At 45.8% G+C, this 18,746-nt stretch carries 16 protein-coding genes and 1 pseudogene; 13 read left to right on the plus strand and 4 right to left on the minus strand.

The genetic code is table 11. The features are described 5' to 3' along the window. Positions 1 to 12: 12 nt before the first annotated feature. From NYE56_RS03540 to NYE56_RS03555, 4 genes and pseudogenes are all read left to right on the plus strand, one after another. Positions 13 to 885 carry an STAS domain-containing protein gene (locus NYE56_RS03540; protein ID WP_341283476.1) on the plus strand — a complete coding sequence of 291 codons (873 nt, stop codon included), beginning with the start codon at positions 13 to 15 and terminating at the stop codon, positions 883 to 885. Between the two features lie 155 nt (positions 886 to 1,040). Continuing rightward, positions 1,041 to 1,208, plus strand: coding sequence for a YezD family protein (locus NYE56_RS03545; protein WP_003244522.1), 168 nt, complete (start codon positions 1,041 to 1,043; stop codon positions 1,206 to 1,208). 109 nt (positions 1,209 to 1,317) lie between these two features. Next, a complete protein-coding gene (locus tag NYE56_RS03550; RefSeq protein ID WP_003244397.1) occupies positions 1,318 to 1,962 on the plus strand; it encodes a Bax inhibitor-1/YccA family protein in 645 nt (214 codons plus the stop codon). Between the two features lie 75 nt (positions 1,963 to 2,037). Continuing rightward, a pseudogene (locus NYE56_RS03555) lies at positions 2,038 to 2,193 on the plus strand (hypothetical protein); the annotation flags it as partial. Here NYE56_RS03555 and yetL read toward each other — a convergent pair. Continuing rightward, the gene (yetL, locus tag NYE56_RS03560) at positions 2,183 to 2,686 is read right to left on the minus strand and encodes a transcriptional regulator YetL (RefSeq protein ID WP_124044098.1); all 504 of its coding nucleotides are present in this window, start codon (positions 2,684 to 2,686) and stop codon (positions 2,183 to 2,185) included. The pseudogene NYE56_RS03555 and the gene yetL overlap by 11 nt on opposite strands. 162 nt (positions 2,687 to 2,848) lie before the next feature. Here yetL and NYE56_RS03565 point away from each other — a divergent pair, with 162 nt between their 5' ends. Further along, positions 2,849 to 3,958: an FAD-dependent oxidoreductase gene (locus NYE56_RS03565; protein ID WP_341283477.1), complete on the plus strand. Its 1,110-nt coding sequence runs from the start codon at positions 2,849 to 2,851 to the stop codon at positions 3,956 to 3,958. Between the two features lie 92 nt (positions 3,959 to 4,050). Then, positions 4,051 to 4,401 carry a hypothetical protein gene (locus tag NYE56_RS03570; protein WP_038829579.1) on the plus strand — a complete coding sequence of 117 codons (351 nt, stop codon included), beginning with the start codon at positions 4,051 to 4,053 and terminating at the stop codon, positions 4,399 to 4,401. A 162-nt stretch (positions 4,402 to 4,563) separates the two neighbouring features. Here the strand turns inward: NYE56_RS03570 and NYE56_RS03575 are convergent, their stop codons facing one another. Next, on the minus strand, positions 4,564 to 5,634 hold the full coding sequence (locus NYE56_RS03575; protein ID WP_341283478.1) for a DUF3900 domain-containing protein: 1,071 nt from the start codon (positions 5,632 to 5,634) through the stop codon (positions 4,564 to 4,566). 149 nt (positions 5,635 to 5,783) lie between these two features. Between NYE56_RS03575 and cypD the strand changes: the two genes are divergently transcribed. From cypD to NYE56_RS03610, 7 genes are all read left to right on the plus strand, one after another. After that, positions 5,784 to 8,969, plus strand: coding sequence for a bifunctional P-450/NADPH--P450 reductase (gene cypD, locus NYE56_RS03580; RefSeq protein ID WP_335450446.1), 3,186 nt, complete (start codon positions 5,784 to 5,786; stop codon positions 8,967 to 8,969). Positions 8,970 to 9,670: 701 nt separating this feature from the next. Next, the gene (gene ltaS1 / locus NYE56_RS03585) at positions 9,671 to 11,590 is read left to right on the plus strand and encodes a lipoteichoic acid synthase LtaS1 (RefSeq protein WP_015252593.1); all 1,920 of its coding nucleotides are present in this window, start codon (positions 9,671 to 9,673) and stop codon (positions 11,588 to 11,590) included. A gap of 236 nt (positions 11,591 to 11,826) precedes the next feature. Beyond that, the gene (locus tag NYE56_RS03590) at positions 11,827 to 12,591 is read left to right on the plus strand and encodes a glucose-1-phosphate cytidylyltransferase (protein ID WP_129092948.1); all 765 of its coding nucleotides are present in this window, start codon (positions 11,827 to 11,829) and stop codon (positions 12,589 to 12,591) included. A gap of 6 nt (positions 12,592 to 12,597) precedes the next feature. After that, positions 12,598 to 13,566, plus strand: a complete 969-nt coding sequence (locus NYE56_RS03595) for a GDP-mannose 4,6-dehydratase (protein ID WP_003233783.1) — start codon at positions 12,598 to 12,600, stop codon at positions 13,564 to 13,566. 23 nt (positions 13,567 to 13,589) lie between these two features. Then, on the plus strand, positions 13,590 to 14,501 hold the full coding sequence (locus tag NYE56_RS03600) for a putative nucleotide-diphospho-sugar transferase (protein WP_341283479.1): 912 nt from the start codon (positions 13,590 to 13,592) through the stop codon (positions 14,499 to 14,501). Between the two features lie 27 nt (positions 14,502 to 14,528). Next, the gene (locus NYE56_RS03605; protein WP_213415004.1) at positions 14,529 to 15,707 is read left to right on the plus strand and encodes a glycosyltransferase family 2 protein; all 1,179 of its coding nucleotides are present in this window, start codon (positions 14,529 to 14,531) and stop codon (positions 15,705 to 15,707) included. After that, entirely contained in the window at positions 15,708 to 16,643 is a 936-nt protein-coding gene (locus tag NYE56_RS03610) for a hypothetical protein (protein ID WP_335450440.1), read from the plus strand. Positions 16,644 to 16,672: 29 nt separating this feature from the next. Here NYE56_RS03610 and NYE56_RS03615 read toward each other — a convergent pair whose 3' ends face one another. Together NYE56_RS03615 and NYE56_RS03620 are read right to left on the minus strand one after the other, a co-directional pair. Further along, positions 16,673 to 17,902, minus strand: a complete 1,230-nt coding sequence (locus NYE56_RS03615) for an MFS transporter (RefSeq protein WP_213419643.1) — start codon at positions 17,900 to 17,902, stop codon at positions 16,673 to 16,675. A 111-nt stretch (positions 17,903 to 18,013) separates the two neighbouring features. Beyond that, entirely contained in the window at positions 18,014 to 18,721 is a 708-nt protein-coding gene (locus NYE56_RS03620; RefSeq protein ID WP_341283480.1) for a YjjG family noncanonical pyrimidine nucleotidase, read from the minus strand. Positions 18,722 to 18,746: the final 25 nt, after the last annotated feature.

Here is an 18,746-nt window from a genome sequence, read left to right on the forward strand (position 1 = left end):
AGGAGACAAACCGTGAATATCGATCAATTATTATATCAATATATCATAGACAACACTGCGGATATTACTGAGAAATGGTTCAGTTTGCGTTGCCAGCTAAAAGGCGAGCTATATTCCGCCGACCATTTAAGTGAAGAAACGAAAACACTTTTAACCGAGCAGCATACATTTACCAATATAACAATCGCAAGCGCATTTCTGGAGGATCAAACCGATTTTCAAGAAAACATGGCAAAATGGGCGCAAAACGTTGCGAAAAACAGGGTAGAGCAGGATGTTCAAGTTCATGAGGTCGTAGAAGCCATATCCAATTCAAGAATCTCATTCTGGGACGCAGTCGTCACATTTATAAAAGAGAATCAGGAGATTGTGACAAATGAGGATGCAGACCGATGGAACCGCATTGTGAATCAGTCGTTCGATAAGCTGATTATTGAATTCTCCGAGCAGTACCAAAAATTCATGCTGATGAGGCTCACGTCTCAGCAGGAATTGATCTCAGAGCTTGGCTGCCCGGTCATTTCCATTGCCGATGGAATCGGGATATTGCCGCTTATCGGCTCCATTGATACAAAACGGGCACAGGTCATTTTAGAAACAGTGCCGGTCCGCTGTGTCGAGAGAAAAATCACAAGCCTCGTCGTTGATCTTTCGGGTGTTCCGATTGTGGATACCATGGTGGCTCAGCAATTGTACAACCTGTCTAAAACGCTTTTCTTATTAGGCGTCAAAGCCGTATTTTCAGGGATTCGCCCGGATGTGGCCCAAACATCGATTCAATTGGGGCTTGATTTTAGTGAATATGAAACGTACGGCACGCTGAAGCAGGCATTAGAAAATATGGGTGTCCGCTGTATTGTTGAGGAATTGGAAGAAAACAAATAGGAAGTTTCCAGGCATATGATTGTCCGTCACCGGGTGATCATATGCCTTTTTGATTTGAACAGAAATCACCATTGATTTATCGAAAAAAACATAATATTATAATTCTTATAAGAATACTGTGAATTAAAACCTATTCAACAGGGGGGGAAGGTCTTTTGGTTTCAAAATCAACGATTGATCCGGAAGTGATTGAAAAAATCATCAGCTCGCTGGAAACACTCGATTTCGGCACGGTTCAGATTACGGTTCATGATTCTCAGATTACCCAAATTGAGAAAATAGAAAAGCACCGTTTTTCGCTGAAAAGGAAAGAATCAAAATGATAATGTAAAGGGCGTTTGTTTTCATTAAATTCTCCTTAAAACATATACATATTTCATCCAATTTTTATATAATAGACCTTTAAGATCATTTTTTAGGAGGATTTTTGACATGCAAGCTACGGTTCACGAGAGTAAGCAATCGATCATGCAACGCATTTTGACAGTCTTTGTCTTCACTTTGCTGATCGCGACTGTCGGCCTTTTTATCGGCCAATTTGTTCCTGTCGCTTTGATGTTGCCGCTTTCTATTCTTGAAGTGGCGATGATTATTCTGGCCTTCTGGATGCGCAGAAGAAAAGCGGTCGGGTATGCGTTTGTATATACATTCGCGTTCGTTTCCGGCATTACCTTATTTCCGATCGTCAGCCATTACGCTTCCATCGCCGGCGCCTATGTCGTGCTCGAAGCCTTTGGCTCTACATTTGTCATTTTTGCCGTCTTGGGCACAATCGGCGCAAAAATGAAGAAGGATTTATCCTTCCTGTGGTCATTTCTGCTGGTTGCGGTGCTCGCACTCGCAGTGGTAGGGATTTTCAACATTTTCAGCCCGTTAAACTCAGCGGCGATGATGGCGTATTCCGTGATCGGAACCATCGTCTTTTCCCTTTACATTTTGTATGATTTGAACCAAATCAAACACCGCCACATTACGGAAGACTTGATTCCCGTTATGGCATTATCGCTGTACCTTGACTTTATCAACTTATTCATCAACCTGCTCCGCTTCTTCGGCATTTTGAGCAGTGATGATTAATGAAAAAGCGCCTGTCATTGGATAGGCGCTTTTTGCCATACACAAAAAGGCAGGTGGAGTCGTGCGTCTGTCATGTTGCTATTGAATGAGCCGTTTGTGCTTGTGCACATTGCATGTGTCATCAGCGGCATATTTGTTACGGCCATAAAGAAAAAACAGCCGGATGCGTATCCGGCTGCAGAAGAAAAGCGCTGTAGCCTGTCCGGATCGGACGGGTTTTTTAGTCTTTAAACACGCTCAGCCTTTCAAAAAGATCACCAAGCATCTTTACGAACATGTCTTTTTCCTCGTCGCTGTAGTTTTCCATGACCGCTGAGATTTTGCTGAAATGGCCGGGCAGAAATTCCTCAAGGCGTGCTTTGCCTTCCGTTGTCAGTTCAATGCTGATTTTTCGTTTATCCTCTGTATGATGCCTGCGGCTGACAAAACCGTCTCTCACCAGCCCGTCCAGCAGACCTGTAATCGTCGCTTTCGTGACGTTTGACTGTTTGGCAAGCTCTGTCGGACTTAACCTATGATCCTTGGCATCAAAGAGCAGCATCAGGATTTTGAATTTTCCTTCTGACAGCCCTCGGCCAGCAAAGTAATGCTCCATCACATGATTCATTTTTTTTGAAATATCAAAAAGAGATAAAAACAATTCAAGAGAGCCGGCGTCAATATTGGCATACGTTTCGGCGTGCTCTGTTATATGCTTATATTTCGGTAAATGTTTTAATTCCATCGCAAGTAGCTCCCGTACATTCGTTGTGACACGATTATAAAGGAGGGAAAACCATAACGCAACTTGGCTTGGAGATGATTGACAGATTTTCTTGGGACATAGTAAGGTAATATAGTTAGGCGCCTAACTAATACATATAGAGCTGAAAAGGTGGTTATTGATATGAAACATATGTTAATTGCAGGAGGCGGCATCGGCGGCTTGTCAGCGGCCATTTCTCTCCGTAAGGCAGGGTTTTCCGTCACCTTATGTGAAGCGGCTTCAGAAAACCGAAAAACAGGTGCGGGAATTCTTCAGCCGCAAAACGCAATGGCCGTCTTGAAAGAATTGGGCGTGTTCGAGGAGTGCTGTAAGCATGGCTTTCAAACAGAGTGGTTTAAAACGTTTGATGCACAGGGGAATCTCCTGTTTACAGTCAGCGAATCCTTTTTAGACGATACACTGCCGGGACGCAATAATATCCTGCGCAAAACGCTAAATGACATTCTCATGAAGCATGCCGAGGCGGCGGGTGTAGACATTAAGTGGGGGAAAAAGGTTGTCTCTTATGAAGAAACAGCTGAAGCGGTCACTGCCGTATGTGAAGATGGAGAAAAGCTGCAGGCTGACATTCTGGCGGGCTTTGACGGCATTCACTCCGTTGTTCGCGATAGAATGCTGCAAAAGGAAACAGAAAAAGAGTACCTCGGCATGGGGGCGTGGCGCTTTTATATCGAACTTCCTGATTTTACATTTGAGGACGCGACATTAATGTATAGAAGCGGGGATACACAAATTGGCGTCGTGCCATTGGCGGAACACGCCGGCTATGTCTTCGTCCTCCAGCCTTGCACGAGTGATTACTGGGATGAGGAAGATACCCGGTTTGATAGAGTAAAAGAGATTCTTTCTGGTTTTCGGGGGCTGGATTTTGTCACAAAGCACATGTCAAAACAGCATCCTGTCATCTTTAACAAACTGGAGCAGGTCGCCGTGCAGGAGCCATGGCATAAAGGCCGCGTTGTCATCGGAGGAGACGCTGCCCACGCCGGCGCGCCGACCCTGGCGCAAGGAGCGGCAATGGCGATCGAGGATGCCATCGTCCTCGCCGAAGAACTCCAAAACCACGCCGACCACGAAACAGCATTACAGGCGTACTACAAAAGAAGAGCCCCACGAGCGCTCAAAGTCCAGAACCTATCATCGGAAATCGTCCGCCGCGGGCTGAAAGGAGAGCCGGGAGCGGAAGAACTGATTGGGGAGTGCTATGCGGTGTTGAGGGAAGAGTATTAGAAATGTCATACGTTTGCCACTTATAGATGAACACAGTATTTTTTAAACATTTTAAGTGCTGTGAAATGAATTCTTAGGAAGGGGAAATTTGTATGCCATGTAATACTTATTATTCAGATTATGTGTTAAAAATTTGTACAGATGCTGATTCTTATTCAGAGAAGGCCACATCGATTGATTGTGTAGCAAAATATGGTGGAGGTTCTATTGCAACATTTGATTACTCAATGAGAGTAGAAGTGTGGAATGGTCATGATTGGGTTGTAAATGAAGTGAAAAAGGGTTCCTTTAGCCACTCAACGCCAGCAAAGGTGTTTAAGTTGAAAAATCAGAAGTCACTAAAAAAGGGGAAAAATAGTGCCCGAGTAAGACTTATAGCTACTAATAGAGCCTCTGGCGCAAAATTTAACATTAAAACCCCAGCTTTTATAGTCAAACGATAAATTAAAACGCTGCCTGCATTTATACTGCTGGCAGCGTTACTCTAAAATATTCAGTATTTCTAACTTTAAAAGTAATAAACAAATATTATTACCTGCCTTTTTTAAAAATACATAAATCTAATAGACTATGTTTTCTTTAAATAATTTGAAAAATTTATATCACTACTGCTCTATGTTCCTCTGGTGTATCCGCTCAATCACCTCATGCAGTCCCTCAGGCTTATAAAACTCCACCGGTGAACTGCCTTTCTCAAACGAAATGGTCTCGGCTTCAATCAGCGCGACATAGCGCCCGTTTACTTTGGCGAGATGAATAGAATCGCCAAAATCCGCTAGCAATCCCTTAATCTCTGTTTCTCCGACTTTCATTTTCAGTTGGGCCTCTGGCGTGTGCTCGATGATTTGGGCGGAGGCTTCGATGACTTGATGAGTGTCGAGGCGCTCTTGGATTTCCCGTTTTTCGCTTGCTTCCCAAATTTCAATGTCGTGCTCGAACTGCTTGAGCTCTTCGCTATTGTCTTCAAATGTCTCGTAGACGTGCTCCTGTACCATGTTCATGACCTGATTTTTCATGATTTCCGGCATCGATTCGCCGTACTCGACGAATTTCAGAAAGTCCTCAAAATAGCGGGCGTGCGAGGCCTGGTGGATTTTTAGCTCACCTTCCTCGATCATTCCTTCCTCTGGCATGTACGGGTATTGGATGCTTTTCATGTTTTTTGTCGTGATCGCCATTTCGACTTTTTTAATGAGAGAAGACGCGTCAGAGATGCGGGCGACCTTCGGCTCAAAATCACATTTCATAATGAAGACAAATGACTCGTCAAAGTATTTTCTCGGCACGGCCGAAGCGACGAGAAACACGCCGCCGCGAACCGCGCTTGTGTCAAGGTACGTGCGGACGAACTGCTCGCTCAGCTCATTGAAGTCTTCTTTTGTTTCCGCCAGACGCGCGCGGTTGAACATGTTGTAGTTTGGGTTGGAATCGAGCTCGTGGCCGGGCTCGACGATAAAATGGCCGATTTTCGTCGGCACCTGCTCGGACTGCGGATGGCGGTCAGCTTTCCGTTTAACGATTTTTTTCAGTTCCCCGTCGAGAAAGTCCTTCAGCTCGCTTTCTTCAAATTCGCCCGTATCAAGGGTCTGGAAGTGCTTGAACTGCTTGTTCGCCTGCTCATCTTTGCCTTCCACCTGTATGACATAAAAGGATAAAAACCGAATTTCAAAATCCATATATAAACTCACCTTATTCGCGTATTGTACAGCTTCTCAAGTATAGAAAAAACAGCAATCATGCGTCAATTGGGAGAATGGAATAATCATGACCATGAAAGGGAAATGTAGTCAAATAGAAGGCATCTCATACGGAAAGGAATGGTTCGATGAAGGAAACAAGCCCGATTCCTCAGCCGAAGACGTTTGGACCGCTCGGCAATTTGCCTTTAATCGATAAAGACAAGCCGACGCTTTCGCTGATCAAACTGGCGGAAGAACAGGGCCCGATTTTTCAAATCCATACACCCGCGGGCACGACCATTGTAGTGTCCGGCCACGAATTGGTGAAAGAGGTTTGTGATGAAGAACGGTTTGATAAAAGCATTGAAGGCGCCTTGGAAAAGGTTCGCGCATTTTCCGGTGACGGATTGTTTACGAGCTGGACGCATGAGCCTAACTGGAGAAAAGCGCACAACATTCTGATGCCGACGTTCAGCCAGCGGGCCATGAAGGACTATCATGAGAAAATGGTCGATATCGCTGTTCAGCTCATTCAAAAATGGGCCAGGCTCAACCCGAATGAAGCAGTCGATGTCCCGGGAGATATGACCCGGCTGACGCTCGACACCATTGGGCTATGCGGGTTTAACTACCGCTTTAACAGTTACTACAGAGAAACGCCCCACCCGTTTATCAACAGCATGGTGCGGGCGCTTGATGAAGCGATGCATCAAATGCAGCGGCTTGATGTTCAAGATAAGCTTATGGTCAGAACAAAGCGGCAATTCCACCATGATATTCAAACGATGTTTTCGTTAGTCGACAGCATTATTGCAGAGCGCAGGGCGAATGGAGACCAGGATGAAAAAGATTTGCTTGCCCGCATGCTGAATGTGGAAGATCCGGAAACGGGTGAAAAGCTCGACGACGAAAATATCCGCTTTCAAATTATTACGTTTTTGATTGCCGGCCATGAAACAACGAGCGGCCTGCTTTCCTTTGCGACTTACTTTTTATTGAAGCATCCTGACAAACTGAAAAAGGCGTATGAAGAGGTCGATCGGGTGCTGACGGATGCAGCGCCGACCTATAAACAAGTGCTGGAGCTTAAATACATACGGATGATTTTAAATGAATCACTGCGCTTATGGCCGACAGCTCCGGCTTTCAGCCTTTATCCAAAAGAAGACACAGTCATTGGCGGAAAATTCCCGATCACGACGAAAGACAGAATTTCTGTGCTGATTCCGCAGCTTCATCGTGATCGAGACGCTTGGGGAAAGGACGCCGAGGAATTCCGGCCGGAACGGTTCGAGCATCAGGACCAAGTGCCTCATCATGCGTACAAACCATTCGGAAATGGACAACGGGCCTGTATCGGCATGCAGTTTGCCCTTCATGAAGCCACACTTGTGTTAGGCATGATTCTAAAATATTTCACGCTGATTGATCATGAGAATTATGAGCTTGATATCAAACAAACCTTAACACTTAAGCCGGGCGATTTTCACATCAGGGTTCAAAGCCGTCATCAGGAAGCCATTCGTGCAGACGTCCAGGCAGCCGAAAAAGCCGCGCCTGATGAGCAAAAGGAGAAAACGGAAGGAAAGGGCGCATCGGTCATCGGTCTTAACAACCGCCCGCTTCTCGTGCTGTACGGCTCAGATACCGGCACCGCAGAAGGCGTCGCCCGGGAGCTTGCTGATACTGCCAGTCTTCACGGCGTAAGGACAGAGACGGCACCTCTGAACGACCGGATTGGAAAGCTGCCGAAAGAGGGAGCGGTTGTCATTGTGACCTCGTCTTATAATGGAAAACCGCCAAGCAATGCCGGACAGTTCGTGCAGTGGCTTCAAGAAATCAAACCGGGTGAGCTTGATGGCGTTCATTACGCGGTATTTGGCTGCGGCGACCACAACTGGGCGAGCACGTATCAATACGTGCCGAGATTCATTGATGAGCAGCTTGCGGAGAAAGGTGCGACTCGGTTTTCTGCGCGCGGGGAAGGTGATGTCAGCGGTGATTTTGAAGGGCAGCTTGACGAATGGAAAAAAAGTATGTGGGCGGACGCCATCAAAGCATTCGGACTTGAGCTTAATGAAAACGCTGATAAGGAACGAAGCACGCTGAGCCTTCAGTTTGTCAGAGGGCTGGGCGAGTCTCCGCTCGCTAGATCGTACGAAGCCTCTCACGCATCCATTGCCGAAAATCGTGAACTCCAGTCCGCAGACAGCGATCGAAGCACTCGCCATATCGAAATTGCATTGCCGCCGGATGTTGAATATCAAGAGGGCGACCATCTTGGCGTATTGCCAAAAAACAGCCAAACCAATGTCAACCGGATTCTCCACAGATTCGGTCTGAAGGGAACCGATCAAGTGACATTGTCTGCAAGCGGCCGCAGTGCGGGGCATCTGCCATTGGGCCGCCCTGTCAGCCTGCATGATCTTCTCAGCTACAGCGTCGAGGTGCAGGAAGCAGCCACAAGAGCGCAAATACGTGAACTGGCAGCATTTACAGTGTGTCCGCCGCATAGGCGCGAATTAGAAGAACTGTCAGCAGAGGGTGTTTATCAGGAGCAAATATTGAAAAAACGAATTTCCATGCTGGATCTGCTTGAAAAGTATGAAGCGTGCGACATGCCGTTTGAACGATTTTTAGAGCTTTTACGGCCGTTAAAACCGAGATACTATTCGATTTCAAGCTCTCCAAGAGTGAATCCGCGGCAAGCATCAATCACAGTCGGTGTCGTGCGCGGCCCTGCGTGGAGCGGCCGTGGCGAATACAGGGGCGTGGCTTCAAATGATTTAGCTGAGCGCCAAGCCGGTGATGATCTCGTGATGTTTGTCCGCACACCGGAATCCCGGTTTCAGCTTCCAGAAGACCCTGAAACGCCAATCATTATGGTCGGACCAGGCACAGGAGTCGCGCCATTCCGCGGTTTCCTTCAAGCCCGCGAAGTTTTAAAACGGGAGGGGAAAACGCTCGGTGAAGCTCATCTCTATTTTGGATGCAGGAACGATCGTGATTTTATATACCGCGATGAGCTTGAGCAGTTTGAAAAAGACGGAATCGTCACTGTCCACACAGCCTTTTCCCGTAAAGAAGGCATGCCGAAAACGTATGTCCAGCATGTCATGGCTGACCATGCAGAAACGTTAATATCGATCCTTGACCGCGGAGGCAGGCTTTATGTATGCGGTGACGGCAGCAAAATGGCCCCGGATGTGGAGGCGGCACTGCAAAAGGCGTATCAGTCTGTCCATGGCACCGGGGAGCAAGAAGCGCAAAACTGGCTGAGACATCTGCAGGATACCGGTATGTACGCTAAGGATGTCTGGGCAGGGATATAGATAAAGAAGACTGGAGACATCCGGTCTTTCAGCGTGTCGGCAAACCCTCGCATTCGTTGTCAGGACTGCGCTTCGGTGCTCAATGCGAAGTGGATCAACGGCTAAATTCTCAGGCGTCCTGCCTAAACGCCGTCGTCATCACATCCTGTGAATGCCCGCTCCTATGCTCGTCCTTCCTAGACTTCAAGGGTTTTCAATCACGCTGAAAAGATGACAAAATCCTAAAATGAAAACCATTTTAGGATTTTGTCAACAATCTGGAAGACTGGAGACATCCAGTCTTTTTTGTCCTTTCGAAAAAATGGTGATCGCGCTAAACATTGATGCATACAATAACTTCAGTCCGCCGGAAGGGCGGGCTGTCTGCAAAACCTATTTTTCGTTTTTGCTAGTTTATGTTATTCTTATACTCGGTATCTATTTCTTTTTTCAAAGGCACACATGACAAAAGAAATCCTTTTTTTATTTCCGAGAAAAAAATGTGAAACGAAATGAAGGTTTCTTTCGTCCAGTGATTGGTTTCCAAATGGTTGTAATAAAAATGATATGGTGCGAAACATAAATATTCCGGCTTGCCGCGGTGTATTTATTGTTGTGTGATGCCTTGATTTTGTTTGGAAAGAAGGAATTGGAAGGCAGGATATAAAGAGCAGGTAAATATGAATGAAGAACTTAAAGTGTTTAAGAAAGTAGAGGTTGCCATGAAGAAACTTTTTTCTTACAAACTTAGCTTTTTTGTGCTGGCTGTTATACTGTTTTGGGCAAAAACGTATTTATCCTACAAGACTGAGTTTAATCTTGGGGTAAAAGGCACAACTCAGGAGATCCTCCTGATATTTAACCCATTCTCAAGCGCCGTCTTCTTTTTAGGACTGGCTTTGCTGGCGAAAGGGCGTAAATCAGCCATTATTATGCTGATTATCGATTTCTTGATGACATTTGTGTTATATGCAAATATTTTATTCTATCGTTTCTTTGACGATTTCTTGACGTTCCCGAACATTAAACAGTCCGGAAACGTTGGAAACATGGGAGACGGGATTTTCAGTATCATGGCCGGTCATGATATTTTCTATTTCTTAGATATTATCATTTTGATTGCGGTATTGATCTGGAGACCTGAATTAAAAGAATACAAAATGAAAAAACGCTTTGCGTCTTTAGTGATCCTTTCTGGGATCGCACTGTTTTTCATCAACCTGCACTATGCGGAAAAAGACCGTCCGCAGCTGCTGACAAGAACGTTTGACCGCAATTATATCGTGAAGTATTTAGGTCTTTACAACTACACCATTTATGACGGTGTTCAGACGGCTCAAACAGAAACGCAACGGGCCTATGCAAGCAGCGATGATTTAACAAGCGTCGAGAATTACACGACGTCTCATTATGCGAAACCGAACGCCGAGTACTTCGGCTCTGCCAAAGGCAAAAATATCATTAAAATTCACCTCGAAAGCTTCCAGTCATTCCTGATTGACTACAAGCTAAACGGTGAAGAGGTGACGCCTTTCTTAAATAAACTTGCGCACGGAGGGGAAGATGTGACGTATTTTGATAACTTCTTCCATCAGACAGGCCAGGGAAAAACATCTGATGCCGAGCTGACAATGGATAACTCGATCTTCGGTCTTCCTGAAGGCTCCGCGTTTGTGACGAAAGGCGAAAACACCTACCAGTCGCTTCCTGCGATTTTAGACCAGAAGGAAGGCTATACAAGCGCCGTCCTGCATGGTGATTACAAATCGTTCTGGAACCGTGACCAGATTTACAAACATATCGGATATGACAAGTTCTTCGACGCAAGCACGTATGATATGTCAGATGAAAATGTGATTAATATGGGGCTTAAGGATAAGCCGTTCTTTACAGAATCGATTCCAAAGCTTGAGTCTCTTAAACAGCCGTTTTATGCGCATTTGATTACATTGACAAACCATTATCCGTTTAACCTTGATGAAAAAGACGCGTCTCTTAAAAAAGCGACAACAGGCGATAACACAGTTGACAGCTACTTCCAGACAGCGCGTTACCTTGACGAAGCGCTTGAGCAATTCTTCAAGGAGCTGAAGGAAGCCGGCCTGTATGACAACTCAGTCATCATGATTTACGGTGACCATAACGGTATTTCTGAAAACCATAACCGAGCGATGAAAGAGATTCTTGGAAAAGAGATCACAGATTATCAAAACGCACAGAACCAGCGTGTGCCGCTGATGATCCGCGTTCCTGGCAAAAAAGGCGGAGTGAACCATACGTATGGCGGCGAAATTGACGTCATGCCGACAATTCTGCACTTAGAAGGAATTGATTCTCAGAAATATATCAACTTTGGTACTGACTTATTCTCTAAAGACCACGACGATACAGTGGCATTCAGAAACGGAGACTTCGTAACGCCGAAGTACACATCAGTCGACAATGTCATTTATGATACGAAGACTGGTGAAAAACTGAAAGCGAATGAAGAAACGAAGAATCTGAAAACAAGAGTGAACCAGCAGCTGAGCCTTTCAGACAGTGTCCTGTACAAAGACTTGCTGAGGTTCCATAAACTAAATGATTTCAAAGCCGTTGATCCGTCAGACTATCATTACGGCAAGGAAAAAGAAATCAAATAAGATGAAAAAGAGCCTTGAGCGGGCGCATTGCCTTCGCTCAAGGCTCTTTTTTTGGTTATACAACCAACTTGAAAAAATAGATTCCATTTGGTCACCAAGGCTGGCTTTCTCTCATATCATTACAGTAGATTTTGAAACCGGTATTGAAATCGGACAAATTATCGGGGAAATGCCTTGATAGATTGTGAAGATGTACCAGGTTTCGAACTCAATATTCATAGAGATGAGGGGTAGAGATGAAAGCGGTCATTCTCTGCGGCGGAAAAGGAACGAGAATGAGTGAAGTCACGAATGACATTCCTAAACCGCTCGCCATGATAGGCGGCAAACCGATTCTATGGCATATTATGAAAATTTATCAGTACTACGGAGTAAACGAGTTTATTCTGCTGTTGGGCTATAAAGGAGAAAAAATCAAGGAATACTTTCTTGACTATGAATGGAAGCACAACAGCCTGACACTCGACAGCTCTACGGGAGAGGTACAGATCCTAGGGCAGCCTGAAACGTGGAAAATTACGTTTTTGGAGACTGGGGAAGATACGCTGACAGCCGGAAGAATCTTGCAGGCGAAAGACTATATCGGTGATGAAACATTTCTGCTCACCTATGGGGACGGGCTGGCCAATATCAATCTTTTCCATCTCATCAGCTATCATCAGACAAAAGGTGCTGCCGCGACTGTCACCGGGATTGACAAAGTCTCGCAGTTTGGCACCCTGACGGTTGAGGACGGCATGGCGAAAACATTTTCTGAGAAGACATCAAGTGACGGAATCATCAATGGCGGATTCTTCGTTCTCAGTCCAAAGGTTTTCGATTATTTGCCGAAGGACGGAAACACGATGTTCGAAGATGAACCGCTGAAGAACCTTGCCAAAGACGGGGAGCTTGCTGTGTACCGCCATTACGGATTTTGGACGGCCATCGATACGTATAAAAATCTCTTAGAAGTCAACAAAATGTGGAATCAAGGACAACAAGTATGGAAGGTATGGTGAATCGATTTGAGTTTCTGGAAAAATAAAAACGTATTTGTCACGGGATGCACAGGTCTTTTAGGAAGCTATTTGGTGAAAGAGCTGATCGATCAGGGCGCAAACGTTACGGGGCTTGTCAGGGATCATGTGCCTCAATCCAATCTTTATCAGGGAGAACATATCAAGAAAATGAACATCGTGCGGGGCTCTCTTGAGGACTTGGCTGTGATTGAACGCGCGCTTGGCGAGTATGAGATCGACACTGTCTTTCATCTCGCTGCACAAGCGATTGTCGGCGTGGCAAACCGCAACCCGATTTCTACCTTTGAAGCGAATATCCTCGGCACATGGAATATTCTCGAAGCCTGCCGCAAGCATCCGTTAATTAAGCGGGTCATTGTCGCTTCAAGTGATAAAGCTTACGGCGATCAAGAAAACCTTCCATACGATGAAAACATGCCGCTGCAAGGCAAGCACCCGTACGACGTCTCAAAAAGCTGCGCAGATCTGATCAGCCACACCTATTTTCACACGTACGGGCTTCCGGTCTGCATTACGCGCTGCGGAAACTTATACGGCGGCGGAGATTTGAACTTCAACCGCATCATTCCTCAGACGATTCAGCTTGTGCTGAACGGGGAAGCGCCGGAAATCCGAAGCGACGGCACATTTGTACGGGACTATTTCTATATTGAAGACGCCGTTCAGGCTTATCTGCTTCTTGCAGAAAAAATGGAAGAAAACAATCTTGCCGGAGAGGCCTTTAACTTCAGCAATGAGATCCAGCTGACCGTACTTGAACTGGTAGAGAAAATATTGAAGAAAATGAACAGTAATCTGAAACCTAAGGTGCTGAATCAGGGAAGCAATGAAATCAAACATCAATATTTATCCGCGGAAAAAGCAAGAAAGCTGCTGAATTGGACACCGGCCTACACTATTGATGAGGGACTTGAAAAAACGATTGAGTGGTATACGGAATTCTTCAAAAAGTAATGTGAAACGAGGTGAACAAGACTGTGACCAGCGCGTATTGCACCGTTTTATCAAAAGGAAGATTATATCAGGCAGTCGCTTTGTTTAAGTCGTTAGAGCAAGTTGATCAAGACAGTCCCATTTTTATACTTTGCATGGATGAAGATACGCACCGCGTGTTACAGAAGCTGAAGATGAAGCAGCTGAACCTTGTGCCGGTGGCCGCTCTTGAAAATGAATTGCTATTGAAGCTGAAGGAAACTAGAGATCAAAGTGAGTATTGCTGGACGATGAAGCCGATCTTTCTGCAAGCTGTGCTGAACAGCAATCCTGAGCTGGAGCGCGTGACGTATATTGACGGGGACCTCTTTTTCTATGCAGATCCATCGCCGATTTTTGAAAACCAGCCGGACTGCTCGGTGCTGCTTTCACGGGGGGATATTGTAATCCCTTCTTTTGAGAAAGAGCAGATTGACATGCTGCAGCGTCTTTTAGGCAGATATAATTCCGGGTTTATCAGCTTCAAGCATGATGATGCAGGCACGGATTGCTTGGAGTGGTGGAAGGAACACTGTCTTGAGGAATGCAAAAATGCACCGGGTGAAGGGAAATTCGGTGATCAGGGCTATTTGGATTATATGTCTGAGCTGTTTCCGAATGTGTGTGACATTACAACACCCGGCGTGAACATCGGGCATTGGAATTATGGGCAGCATACGTTTTCCTGGAAAGATGGCCGGATCGTGCTGGAGGATGGCAGTCCGCTGATCTTTTATCATTTCAGCGGATACCGAATCGTCAGCATCAATGAAATCAAACAGGTTCATGAAACAACCCGCACAGATCTGCCGTTTGTGCATGAACTGTATCAAGAGACACTGCCGCATATCATTCAGCACATCAAAACGTTAGACCCTGAATTTAACGGTTTTGCTTCAAAAGATGACAACAAATAAATGAGTAAATACAGGAAGTGAAATGAAGTGAAAGCAAGCGTTATTATTCCTGCATATAATTCAAAGGAGCGTCTTTACAACAGCCTTCTGTCATTAAACCAGCAGGAGTGTGATGAAGAATTCGAAGTCATTGTAGCGGACAATGGCTCTGAGGACGGGACGCTCTCGATGCTTGAGTCATTTCAAGCTGATTTTCCGCTGATCTTTACACGGATTAAAGAAAACAGGGGCATTGCGTACGGACGAAATCAGGCGCTTCGCAATGCCAGAGGAGACATCCTGATTTTCCATGACAGTGATATGCTTGCGGCAAAGGACCTTGTGGCAAAACATATTAAAGCCCATGAGAACGAAGAGAATCTCGTCGTGTGCGGGTTGTTTTGGAAACGGATCTACAGTTTTTATTATGAACGGTTTGAAGAAGAACATAAGGAACAGCTCGCAAAGCTCACAGATGAAATGCCGAAGAAAGACAAACAAAAGCTGCTGGAGGAAGCGGACATCAAAAACGGAAGCTTTCTTGATAAAAGCTTTGACCTCGATACCGACTTTATTGACGTGCTGAAGAAGATTTTAGAGGAGTACGGCGATGACTTGAAAGGCTATCATATGCCATGGCGCTTTTTTATCACGAATAATTCCTCTGTGAAACGCAAGCATGTGGTTGATCTCGGTTTATTTGACGAAGGCATTGTGCGGTACGGGTTTGAGGATTATGACCTCGGTATCAGGCTTCATCAGGCCGGATTGACCTTCAGGCTTCGCCGCGATATTGTCAGTGTTCATCAGGAGCATCCAAGCAATTGTAAATCTGTAGACGATATTCGGGCAAACATTGCCTATATGTGCGATAAATACAACAATATCCGCTCTTTAGACGTCCATCTCGCTTTTAACGGGCCGTTCCCGCCTGACATGACGAACAGAATCATGACTGATATTCAAAAGCTGCTGGAGTCTCAGAAATATGATATGCTGCTGAATCTGTTTCTTGAGCTTCTGCATGTTGTTAAAGAGCGCAACATTGATCCAGATTGGCGAAAGAAAGCCCCAAGGGTGACGGCAAAAAGCTTTGATTTACAAACTGTCCGCAAGCTTCTGCCAAAAGCGAAGAAAAAGCTAGGCGTGAACGATTTTGCCAACGCACTGTATGCGCTTGTCAACGATTTGCTGCACGTGGATCTTAGATCATTGGATGTGGTATAAGTGAGTACATTTCATTTTTCAACGATAGTGTCAAGGACACATATCTTTAAGCTCATGCCTATGATTCATTCTCTCCATGAGCATTGCGGTGATTTTCATTTATATGTGCTGTGTGTCGACCAGAAAGCGTATGAATTGCTTCAGCACGTGCCATGGGAGCATGTAACCTTTGTGCAGCTGCATGAAATGGAAGACCCGGAGCTGCTGAAAGCGAAAAGCAACAGAACGTTTCATGAATATTGCTGGACGTTAAAGCCCGCCTTTTTGTTTCATGTGATGAGCAAGTGGGATGACGCTGAATACTTTGCCCATATGGATACGGATCTATTTTTCTTTTCTGATCCGGCGCGTATTTTTGCAGAAAACCCAACGGCGTCTCTGTATTTGACTGATCATCGTAATTCGCCGCGCTTCATGTCCTACTACGACCGAACCGGACGCTTTAATACAGGCTTTGTCGGTGCCGGTCATACAAAGGAAGCATATGAAGCGGTGTGGCAGTGGAGACAGGACTGTATTGAATTTTGCACGGTCGAAATGGATACGGAACGAAAGACATATGGTGATCAAAGATATGTGGAGAAATGGCCGGCGCAGTTTAAAGGTGTTCATGTTGTCAAATCAATAGGAGCCAATACAGCGCTTTGGAATATCGAAAACTATAAGGTCGGGCAAAAGGACGGCCGCGTGTATATAGATGAAACGCCGCTGATTTTCTATCATTTCTCTGGGTTTACACTGGTGACAGAAAAAGAGTTTAATCTTTGCTGGTACTATCGGATTGAAGACGAAGCGACAATTGAGATGATTTATATGCCCTATATATTAAATCTGAAAAGATGGATTGATGAAATACAGTCGGCGTTTCCGGACTTTGCGGATGGCTTTATCCCGAAGCACGCAGTGCCTGACACTCATTTTATCCAGCTGGATTAAAAAACCCCTGCCGCCTGGCAGGGGTTTTTTCAGCTATGCCATTCTCTCAGCTTCTGGTCACTTGGCAATAGGAAGGCAAGGATGCCGAGAACAGGGAGAAAGGCAATGGCGATCATCGTCGGGGTCAGTCCCGCGGCGTCAATCAGAGCGCCCAGCGCCACAGCGCCGATCGCGCCCATCCCGAAGGCAAGCCCGACGGTTAAACCGGACATTGTGCCGATTTTTCCAGGAACTAGCTCCTGTGCGTAGACGACCGTTACAGAAAAGCTCGACATCAGAACCAAGCCAATCAATGCGAGCACGCCATAGGCGAGAACCGGTCCGGCAAATGGCAGCAAGATCGCCAGCGGCGCCGAGCATAACAGCGAACCGAGGATAACGAAGCGTTTTCCAAAACGGTCTGCAAGCGGGCCGCCGAGAAACGTGCCGATTGCGCCGAACAGCAAGAAGACAAAAATATAGCTTTGTGCCTGCTGAATGCTTACGTGATAGGTATCCATCGCGTAAAACGTGTAAAAGTTACCGATCGCACTTGTATACCAAGAACGAGCAAAAATGAGAAATATAATAATAATAAGAGCAGATACAACAGATTTGGTGATGGCCGTGTTTTCAGCCGTTTTCTTTTGTTTGCCTGATTTCTGGGCAAGGCTGCCGAGACGTGAGGCGTACCATTTCGCGATATACATGAGAAACATAACAGCAAGCGCGGCGACAAGCGTGAACCAAACAGCGCCGAATTGCCCGAGCGGCACAAGGATCAGCGCGGTGATCAGCGGCGCCATCGCCTGGCCTGAGTTTCCGCCCACCTGATAAATCGACTGGGCGAGCCCGCGTTTTGTGCCGGCGGCCATATACGCCACACGGGAGCCCTCCGGATGGAAAATGGCCGAGCCTAATCCAATGAAAAACACACAACATAAGATCGTTATGAATGACGGGGCAAATGCAAGGCCCAAAATGCCAAGCATGCTGGCGGTCAAACCGACTGGCAGCGCATACGGCCGCGGCCGTTTATCGGTATACCAGCCGACGACAGGCTGCATGACGGATGACACCATGTTTAATGTGAAAGCGATGATGCCGAGCTGTGTAAACGTCAGGCTCATGGAGCGTTCCAAAATAGGGAACATGGCCGGAATCACAGCTTGAAGCGAATCGTTGAGCATATGGCAAATTCCGATAATAATCAAAATCGGATACACCGTGGTGCCTGGTTTTTGAACTGTTTTTTCTTTTAACGGGGCGGCGATAGCCAATTGAGTCTCCTCCTTACATATATAACCAAAGCATACCACCATATTATTCATAAGGTGAAGAATTTATCAAGAGGAAAAAAGATTCTTATGAAAGAAATACCGTCAGCCTGATTAGGAGCTGACGGTATTTTCGATATTCAAAATGTGATATAGCTCTTCAAGCTTACGAATCTCATAGGTTGGTATGATCTCTGGCACATTCGGCTTCATGTCAGGGTTCATCCAGCAAGTATCCAGCCCGGCGAGCTGTCCGCCTTTGATATCAGCAGTTAGTGAATCCCCGATGATTAATGTGTGCTCTGCTGAAAATTGAGGAATCCGTTCAAACACGTAATCGAAATATTCCTTCATCGGCTTTTGGAAGCCTGTGTCTTCAGAAACGAAAATGTCCTTGAAGAATGGAAATAATCCTGAATCACGGAGACGCTTATATTGTGTGTTAGACACGCCGTTTGTCACGATGTACAAATCAAACTGTTGCTGCAGATTTGAGATGAGATCAAATGCACCGTCAATAAGCTGATGTCCTTCTTCAAGAAAGCGGCGGTATTTTTGCTCAAGCAAAGCGCCGTCCGCTTCGTAACCGTACTCCTTGAGCAAAGCGGAAAAACGCGTGTTTACGACTTCCTCCCGTGTCACCTTACCTTCTTCAAAGGCTCTCCAGAGACCTTGATTGATGGTTTTATACTGCGCCTTCATGTCATTTGTTAAAGGAATGTTCTGATCTTCAAACAGCAAACGCAGGGCTAAAGCTTCTGCCGCTTGAAAATCAAGGATGGTATCATCTACATCAAATAATAAAGTGCGGTATTGTTTCATCTGTGTGTCTCCCTTTCCTCATATG

It is taken from the genome of Bacillus sp. FSL R5-0603, from assembly GCF_038050295.1.
Classification (GTDB): domain Bacteria; phylum Bacillota; class Bacilli; order Bacillales; family Bacillaceae; genus Bacillus; species Bacillus subtilis.